The organism is Sphingorhabdus sp. (genome assembly GCF_044374345.1).
GTDB lineage: Bacteria > Pseudomonadota > Alphaproteobacteria > Sphingomonadales > Sphingomonadaceae > Sphingorhabdus_B.
Genome location: NZ_JBILOS010000081.1, coordinates 1 through 9,073, shown reverse-complemented (window position 1 = coordinate 9,073; position 9,073 = coordinate 1). Strand labels below are relative to the sequence as shown.

Below are 9,073 nucleotides of genomic sequence, written 5' to 3'. Positions count from 1 at the left end.
GTGAGGTCGGGGTGCTGGGTAAAACCGCTGGAATAGACCCGGCGCCACATATTTTCGATATCGTGCGGATCATTTCCCGCGACGTAGCGCGCGAACACATCCTCTATCATTTTGGCAACCAGATGCGGTTCGAACGGGACGCAATATGCCTCGCCGATCCCCGACACACCGCTGTCGGTTGTCAGTTTCACGAACACGAAATAGCGGCCGCCAAAATGCGGTGGCGGATTACCAACGACGAAGGTTTCGATATCGGTTAGTTTCATGGCGTGCGGAACCCACTGATCGATTTGATCTCCAGGAAATCGCGCACACCAAATTCGCCATATTCGCGGCCGTTGCCCGACTGTTTATAGCCGCCAAATGGCGCCATATAGTCTTGGCTCGTACCATTGATGCTCACACCGCCCGCCCGCATTAAACGCGCAACGCGGCGTGCGCGGTCCAAGTCACCGGTCTGGACATAGGCATAGAGCCCATATGGGGAGTCATTGGCAATCGCGATGGCCTCCGCCTCATCCTTAAACGGAATCAAAACGAGCACAGGGCCAAACACTTCTTCTTGGGCAATGCGCATCTTGTTGTGAACGCCTGCAAAAACCGTGGGTTTCACATAATAGCCTCGGTCAAAGCCATCGGCCCGACCTGTGCCGCCGGCGACAAGCTTTGCACCTTCATCGATCCCGACCTGGATCAGACCCTGTATCTTGTCATAATGTGCCTTGCTGACCACGGGGCCATAATGCGGGCCCTTCTCCATCGGGTCGCCAAGCTTCGCGGCCTGCGCAACGCGGGCTGCAATCGCAACCGCCTCATCATAGACCGATTGTTCCACAAGCATGCGCGTCGGGGCGTTGCACGATTGACCAGTATTTCCGAAGCAATGCAGCACACCGCGCGTGACCGCAGCCTCCAAATCACTGTCGGCAAAGACGATATTGGCAGACTTGCCACCCAGTTCCTGCGCGACGCGCTTCACCGTATCTGCGGCATTTTTGGCGATCTGGACGCCGGCGCGCGTCGATCCGGTAAACGAGATCATATCCACTTCAGGGTGGCTGGTCAGCGCGTCACCAACGGAAGCGCCCGTGCCATGGATCATATTGAACACGCCTTTGGGGAAACCGGCTTCCTCGACCATTTCAGCGAACAGCTGCGCAGAAAGCGGCGCCATTTCACTTGGCTTCAAAACCATCGTACAGCCCGTAATCAATGCGGGACCAACCTTGCACACGATTTGGTTGATCGGCCAGTTCCACGGCGTGATCAGCACGCAAACACCAATGGGTTCGTGCGTGACGATACCATCTGTGCCAACATCATAATCCCACGCCATTTCGCGCACGGCCTTAACCGTTGCGCGTAAATGGCCGGGGCCGCTTTCGGCCTGCGCGTCATGCGACAGATCGTACGGCGCGCCCATCTCGGTCGAAATGGCGGTTACCATTTCACCATAGCGCCGTTCGAAAATGGTAATCAGCTTTTCCACCAATGCAATGCGATGCTCAAGCGTGGTCGCAGCATATCCATCAAACGCGGCGCGTGCGGCTGTGACGGCCAATTCGACATCGTCACGGCCGCACACAGCAACGACGGCGCAGACTTCTTCTGTAGCAGGATTAACTGCATCCACTGTTGCAGTGGACGTCGCAGGCAAAACCCACGCGCCATTTATATAAGACTTCAGCGGCGAATTAGACATATCCAATGGCTCTCTTTTGATCTTCAATAATGTATTTTTCGGCGCGCCAATAATGCCACGCCGCCCACAGGCCGGTTGGCGCGAGAATAAGCTGTGCAAGGCGCAGGGAATCTGCATTGCCGCCACCTGCAGCGTCAAAAAAGTCGCTGAGGCCGCCAACAATTGCCGGTGCGATAATCAGGTTAAGCACATTGGCGACAACCAACGATATAGCGACGGCCATTGCCCGCATTTTCGGTGCAGCCAGATTCTGGCACAGTGCGAATGCCGGGCCGATGTAGAAATAAATGGCCGGAATGAACAACCACCACATGACCTGCGCTACCCCAAGGTCCCGCGTGTAATATGCAAGAAACGACGGGATAGTGGCCAATGCCGTTACCACAGCCAAAAGCCGGGCGATTTTACGTGGGTCGGTATATGTCGGACGTGCCACCACCCATGCCGTCAATAATGACGCACCAATGCCGCCAATAAGATAAATCCAGCCCAGCATGCTGCCGGCTTCGCCTTCATCCATGCCATATGTGCGCTGCATGAACAAAGGCGTGAACCACATCAATCCCCAGCCCCAAAATGCAGACAGACCGCTTCCGGTCATCGCATGCACCGCCGATTTTTGAGACCAGAGAAACTTCATCGTTTCCATGATCGTCGGCGCCTTATCTTCGGTTACGACGTCAAGGCGCCCGCGCTTCGGCTCCTTAATTGTTACCATGATGATCAGCGCCAAAATGATCCCGGGCACGCCCAACACAAAGAAAGCGGCGCGCCACCCGTGTAATGTCGAGACATAGCCAGCAATGTCCGAACCCAGCCACGCCCCGATGGGCGCGCCAAGGGCAAACACCGTCATAGCCATGGAGCGCCGGTCGGCGGGAAAATAGTCAGCGATAATCGAATTGCACGCAGGTGTGCCGCCAGCCTCACCAATGCCAACGCCAATACGCGCCAACAATAAATCAAAATATCCGCGGGTATAGCCGGTTATGGCTGTCATGAATGACCAAACGGCAACCGACGCCGCCAGAAGGTTGCGGCGATTGGTCCGGTCACACAACCATGACAAGGGGATACCCATGACGACATAGAAAAGCGCCAGCGGAAGGCCAAGCCATGCGGTCTCCGTATCCGTCAGGTTCAGTTCTTTGCTGATGGGTCCAAGCAATGTGGACAAAACATAACGGTCAGCGATGCTGATCGTGTACACAAGCATCATCATGATAAGGACATACCAACGCTGCCCCAGCGAGGAGACTTGATCGACATTTACCGGTGCGTTCGGTGCATTGTTAGCCATATTCATTCCCCCTCAGGTTGCGGCCAGTTCAGGCCCTAGTTTTTTACGCAGCGGATCGAGAAATTCGCTGAAATTTTCCCATTGATCAACGCCGCTTTTGAAAATCGGTTGTCGCACCTGTTCCGAACTCGCGGTGCGAACCGCGCGTTCATTCTGGTGGAAATTGAGACATGCCTCTTCAAAAGGAAGGCCGCAATAGTCGAGCAAGCGCCGGACCTGCGTTTCCAGATCGGCAACGACTTCCTCGTAACGGACGCGCAATATCTTGCCGGGCAACACATTATCCCAATGGTCCATTAACTGCACATAGTCAGTGTAATATTGGCCAACTTCCTCAAGCCCGTAAGTGAATTCCTGACCTTCGGCGAAGAGTTGCTTAAACCCGCTGAAACAGCATCCCATGGCCCCGCGCCGGGCATCGATAATTTTCGCGTTCGGCAAAATCATGTTGATGAGGCCGATATGACGGAAATTGTTCGGCATTTTATCTATGAAAAAGGGTGTGCCGCCCTTGCGGTAAATTTGCGTGTCGCGGATGAATTCTTCGCCAAAGCGGGTGACGTCCTCGTGCGTCAAATCCGCCAAGTTGCCGGGATATTCAGGCGCCTCGCCAACAACGCGCTGCCGGTCAAGCCGGAAGGCCAAAGCGAAGATATTCGGGAGCTCCATCGTCCCTTCAACCTGACTGTGCGATGCAAGAATTTGCTCGAGCAAGGTCGAACCCGCACGTGGCAACCCGACAATGAATATCGGGTCCCGCGCTGGGCAGCCTGCACCGGAAAATTTCCCAAGTAGGTCAGTAGTCACCAGCTCACGCTGCATCTGCATTTCGTTCGACAGCCTGCTCGGATTATATTTCAGCTCCTCGCGCTTCAAACGATTGCCGAGCTCATAATATTCGAACGAAGCGCTATGTTCGCCCCGATCCTCAAGCGCCTTACCCAACGCAAAACAGAGGTGATACCGGTCATCAAGCGCCGTCATGGGCGACGCTTGCCGTTCCCGCATTTGGGCAATCTCACTATCGTCAAAACGGTAAGTCTTGAGATTGGCCAAGCTCCAATAGGCATCACCGCAGTCTGGCCGCACCTGATAGGCGCGGCGATAGGCGGAAATGGCATCATCCTGCCGCCCGACGGTCTTAAGCGCATGGCCGTAGGTCAGGTTTATGCCTGGATTATTTGGCATAGACCCAAGCAAGGCCTCATAAATCAGCATCGCTTCATCAAAATTGCCGACGGCCAGATTTTCATTGGCGTACAGCATTTCAAACTCAGGATTACCCGGTTCTTTTTCGCGCAGTTCCGACGCTTCGCTGAGTGCCAGTTCGAATTTTTGGCGTTTGCGCAATACTTTCACATAATCGAAATGCGCACTGACATTATCGGGCTCCAATACCTTGCAAGACTCGAGCAAAAATTCCGCTTCGTCATAAGCGTTGAATTTCATGCCGATGTCGGCAAGCAGGCGCATCGCCTCAACATGGTGACCGTTGCGTTGCAGGAACGCGCGGCACAATTGCTCTGCCTTGTAGATACGCCCTTCCTGAATGAAGCTAGCGACGCTTAGCAACTCAGGTGGAAGGGCAGAAAGATGGGTATATTGGGCATGCGCAAAATTAGCCGGCCCCTCGCGCCCGGCTTTATCATGCATTTGTGAAAGTATACGCCAGCTTGCGACCAATGCGCCATTGTGGGTTACTGCGCGCTGGTAAGCGGCAATTGCTTCTTCGGTCAAACCGCTGTCGCGAAAACAATGCCCGCGTTCTTGCCACGCACGGCCGTAACCGGCATCGATGGCGATTAATCTATCAATTGTAGTGAGCGCCGCAGGAACTTGACGCTGCATCCGCTGCGTTACCGCCAAAGTGTACAGAGCATCAATGTTATCCGGCGCGGCTTCCAATATGCGCGCGCACAAAGCCTCTGCGTCGGCAAAGCGGGCATTTTGCAAATGCGACCGCGCTTCACGCAACATGGCGTCAATATTATCCGGCGAGGCCTCGGCCAACATTGTCACCTACTCTCCCATATTGTGACGAACGATTGCACGAACCCTGCCGCAATTCGCACGCTTAACGCAATGCAGAAATGCAGAAATGGCAAAGCGCCCCCGGTTTCCCAGGGGCGCCCGCCGTGTTGCTTAAATCTTGTACGAGAAACGCAGGCCGATTGTGCGTGGACGCGAGGTCGTTGTACGCAGCTCACCGTCATTCCCGCTCTTGTACAGCTCGGGACGCTCATCAGTCAGGTTGTCACCAAACAATTCCAACCGCCACTCGTCTTTCGAGACACCAAATGATGCCGAAGCTGTGGAGTATGAGCCAAGGTTCTGGGCTCCAGCGATTGGCGCAATGACGTCGCCAGGCCGCACCGTGACACCGTTATAGGTGACAGGGATTGAGCCAGCGTAGCCCAGTGTCGGATTGGATGATTGATACTTGATGTTTACGTTGTCGATAACGTCAGAGACGCTCTTTCCAACATAATGAACACCAATCTGTGCGAACGGAGCAAGACCCGAGGCAAGTTCCTTTTCCCAATGCAGACGTGCATTGAACTGGAATTTAGGGCTCAAAGCAAGCGGACCACCGAGCGGACGGAGCACTGTTGTGCTCTTCCGGTACTTCGTCATTTCAGAGTCGTTGTACGAAAATGCGCTGTTAAACGTCAATTCCGGCGTGGTGCGCCACGTTACGTCGCCTTCCAGACCCCGGATCCGTGCATCCACCAAGTTTGTGGTGAATGTTTGGTTCGAGATATTCTGGTCGAAAACAGTGATCTGGATGTTGCTCCAGTCGATCTGATACGCAGCGAAATTGACCTGCAAACGACGATCAAGCAGCGAGAATTTACCACCAACTTCATAGTTTTGAACCTTGTCAGGTACATAGGTACCCAAACGGACAAAGTCTGCATTGGTAGGGCAAATAGCACTTGGTACGCGGCAAGGACGACGGTTGAAGCCACCTGGACGGAAACCATCCGAGTATGTCGCATAAACCAACGAAGATTCGTCGAGGCGATAGGTCAAGTTGGCTTTGTACAACGTGCCGCTATACTTTGCTGGCGAAGCGTCAGCGTAAAGTACATTCAAGTTGGCGCTGACATTATACGTCGTTGGACCTGAAGTTGCAGCCGTGTAGGTTCCGGTAGTGGCGTTATAAACACCACGTGCGCCACCAAAGCTGCCGTTCGACGAACCGTTGATGGAAGCCTTTTCGTCATAATAACGAAGACCGCCAGTGAAAGTTAGCTTGTCTGGAACGATATCAAAGGACGCTTCACCATAAGCAGCAAACTGCGTATCCTTACGCTGGATGTCGTTAAAGAAGCCAACATTGACAGGGCGTACGCTCTTGTCATTGGCGTTCACCGCTGTATTCGGCGCGCGGCGATAGATGAAGCCAGCGGCCTGTTGCAGATATGACCAGTCGGTATTGTCGAACAATTTGTTATCATCGTAGAACAAACCAAAGGTACCGCGAAGACGCTTATCAGCAGGCGTTGTTACGCGGAACTCATGCGTCATACGCTCGGTCCGGTTACGAACCTGATAGCTTTTGCTCGGCGCATAGCAGGTATTGCCGATATTGCCGTTATACGCTGCGGTGTAATATACGCCACGATCGCATTCATAATAAGGCAGATACAGCCCGATGTTCGAATATCCGGCATAATCAGCAACTTGTGTTGCACGATGCTTCAGGAATGAACCGGTGTAGATCAAATCGAGCGCGCCAAGGCGACCGTTTACGCCCCATGTCGAGAGATTTACGCGGTCACGCAGCGAGTTGTCATTGAACTTGGTAACCTTCAGGTCGCCCACATCAGGTTCGAAGTCGAATACACCGTCCGTGTCAAGTTCCTGACGCACATGCATCAGATCGACAGACCAATCGTCCGTGACCTTCCAAGTCAGCGCCACACGGCCACCGCGGTAAGTCGCGTCGTTGTAGTTATCTTCTACAAATGCGTCATTGTTGATCGTCTGACGTGTTGGCGCACGGTAAAGGCTACCTGTGCAATTCGGAACCGCAGTCGTGGCAGTGGCTTGGCAAGACTGAATTGCGCGCATGACCAACAATGGGTTACCCGTTGGCAATTTTCCAGCGACGCCCACATTGCCGTTGAACGGCATTTGGTATGTTCCTGCGATATTGTCGATATAACCACCCTGACGGTCGGTATAGAACACAGCGCGGAATGCCAGCTTGTCCTTAATAAGCGGAATGTTGATGAACGCGTCGCCAGCAACGCTTTCTTCGCCACCCTTGGTGAAGGCGAAGCTTGAGTTGAACCCAGCATGGAATTCGCTCGTATCAGGCTTGTTGGTGATGTAGCGGACCGCGCCACCCATAGCACTTGCGCCGAAGAGCGTTCCCTGCGGGCCTGCCAGAACTTCGACGCGCTGAAGGTCAACCGCATAGAGGTCAAGGTTACGTCCGACGAGCGATGCTGGCGCGTCGTTGATATACAATGCAACCGTAGGCTGCGCACCAGCGGTACCGGCAATTTGCAGACCTGGCGAATCCGTTGAAAGACCGCGGATAAAGATGGACGATGCGCCTGGACCGCGCGAAGCAGCGCGAACATTCGGCAAATATTCGATCAGCTTGTCAAATTTCGTGATGTTGAGATCGCTCAGCGATTCACCGCCCAAGGCAGTAATCGCAAGCGGCACGCGGTTGGCCGACTCTTCACGGCGCGTTGCGGTCACAACGATATCTGCAATACCGCCGTCCTGCTCTTCAGCTGTTTGCTGCGCAAATGCAGGGTTTATGCCGATGCCGACACTAGCCGATGCGATAACAAGCGCCGCGGTAGAAATTTTCAAATAACTTTTCAATTTTCTTCCCCTCATCCTTCCCCCAATTTTCTGGGGGCTCTAATTCTCCAACAGTAAGACTGAAACTCGAGCCTCCGTCAAGCAATTGACCAAATTTTCGTGATTGGTAAATTAAATTCCCCGACCAATCATTTCATCTACATGTTGCGATTAGAAGACCTAATATATGCATGAGAGCAATGGATAGCGTAGGCTTCGGCGGCTACGCGGTCCCACGTTTTGCGAGATGAGGATTGAAAATGCATATGGGAGCAGATTTTGTACTGTTGATCGTTTGCGACGACCGTAAGGGTATCGTCGCAGCGGTGGCCAATTCGATTGCCAGCCAGGACTGCAACATCGTCGAAAGCTCGCAATATGGCGATGAGGTAACCGGACGATTCTTTATGCGGATCGCCATCAACTGCCCGGCTGATGTGACGACGGAAAGTTTCGAGGCAGCGTTCCTGCCTGTTGCGGCGGCGTTCCGGTTGGAATGGCGCATTCACGATTTGCGAAAAAAACTGCGCGCGATGATCATGGTTAGCCAAGGCGGCCATTGCCTGAACGACCTTCTCTACCGCACAGCAACCAAAAAGTTGCCGATGGATATAACCAGCATCGTTTCCAACCACCAAAATTGGCAACGCCGCGCGGAGCATGAGGGAATCCCATTCCATCATTTGCCGGTGACACCGGAAAATAAGCTGGAACAAGAAGCCAAGCTGCTGGCGATGGTGGAAGAACAGAATGTCGATCTCGTCATCCTCGCCCGTTATATGCAGGTGCTTTCAGACCAGCTTTGCCGGAAACTTGATGGGCGCGTCATCAACATTCATCATAGCTTCCTGCCGGGCTTCAAAGGCGCAAAGCCGTATCACCGTGCCTATGAACGCGGCGTCAAAATGGTCGGCGCTACGGCGCATTATGTGACACCCGACCTTGATGAAGGTCCAATCATTACCCAAGACGTGTCGATCGTTGACCATGCCGATACGGTTGACGATTTAATAGCGCAGGGACAGGAAACCGAAAGCCGGGTTCTGTCGCGGGCGGTCAAGCTGCATCTGGAGCACCGCGTGATGCTGAATGGCAACCGCACGATTGTGTTCAAATAAAAGGGCGCAATCCGCCCAACGATTTGGTTAAGTTTAGGAGACCCGAATACCATGAAGACGCGCGCAGCTGTTGCCTTTGAAGCGAAGAAGCCACTTGAGATTGTTGAGCTTGACCTTGAGGGTCCC

At 53.7% G+C, this 9,073-nt stretch carries 6 protein-coding genes; 1 reads left to right on the top strand and 5 read right to left on the bottom strand.

What is annotated here, in order from left to right:
- The 5 genes from ACIQ5B_RS08640 to ACIQ5B_RS08620 form a co-directional block, all read right to left on the bottom strand.
- Positions 1 to 266: hypothetical protein (locus ACIQ5B_RS08640; protein ID WP_397598653.1), on the bottom strand; the 266-nt coding region annotated here is incomplete at its 3' end.
- A complete protein-coding gene (locus tag ACIQ5B_RS08635; protein WP_397598652.1) occupies positions 263 to 1,633 on the bottom strand; it encodes an aldehyde dehydrogenase family protein in 1,371 nt (456 codons plus the stop codon). The genes ACIQ5B_RS08635 and ACIQ5B_RS08640, both read right to left, overlap by 4 nt.
- 61 nt (positions 1,634 to 1,694) lie before the next feature.
- A complete protein-coding gene (locus ACIQ5B_RS08630; protein WP_397598651.1) occupies positions 1,695 to 3,002 on the bottom strand; it encodes a spinster family MFS transporter in 1,308 nt (435 codons plus the stop codon).
- 12 nt (positions 3,003 to 3,014) lie between these two features.
- Positions 3,015 to 5,015: a tetratricopeptide repeat-containing sulfotransferase family protein gene (locus tag ACIQ5B_RS08625; protein ID WP_397598654.1), complete on the bottom strand. Its 2,001-nt coding sequence runs from the start codon at positions 5,013 to 5,015 to the stop codon at positions 3,015 to 3,017.
- Positions 5,016 to 5,144: 129 nt separating this feature from the next.
- Positions 5,145 to 7,838 carry a TonB-dependent receptor gene (locus ACIQ5B_RS08620; protein WP_397598650.1) on the bottom strand — a complete coding sequence of 898 codons (2,694 nt, stop codon included), beginning with the start codon at positions 7,836 to 7,838 and terminating at the stop codon, positions 5,145 to 5,147.
- 257 nt (positions 7,839 to 8,095) lie between these two features.
- On the opposite strand from ACIQ5B_RS08620, the gene purU reads away from it, so the two are divergent.
- The gene (gene purU, locus ACIQ5B_RS08615; RefSeq protein WP_397598649.1) at positions 8,096 to 8,947 is read left to right on the top strand and encodes a formyltetrahydrofolate deformylase; all 852 of its coding nucleotides are present in this window, start codon (positions 8,096 to 8,098) and stop codon (positions 8,945 to 8,947) included.
- Positions 8,948 to 9,073 lie beyond the last annotated feature (126 nt).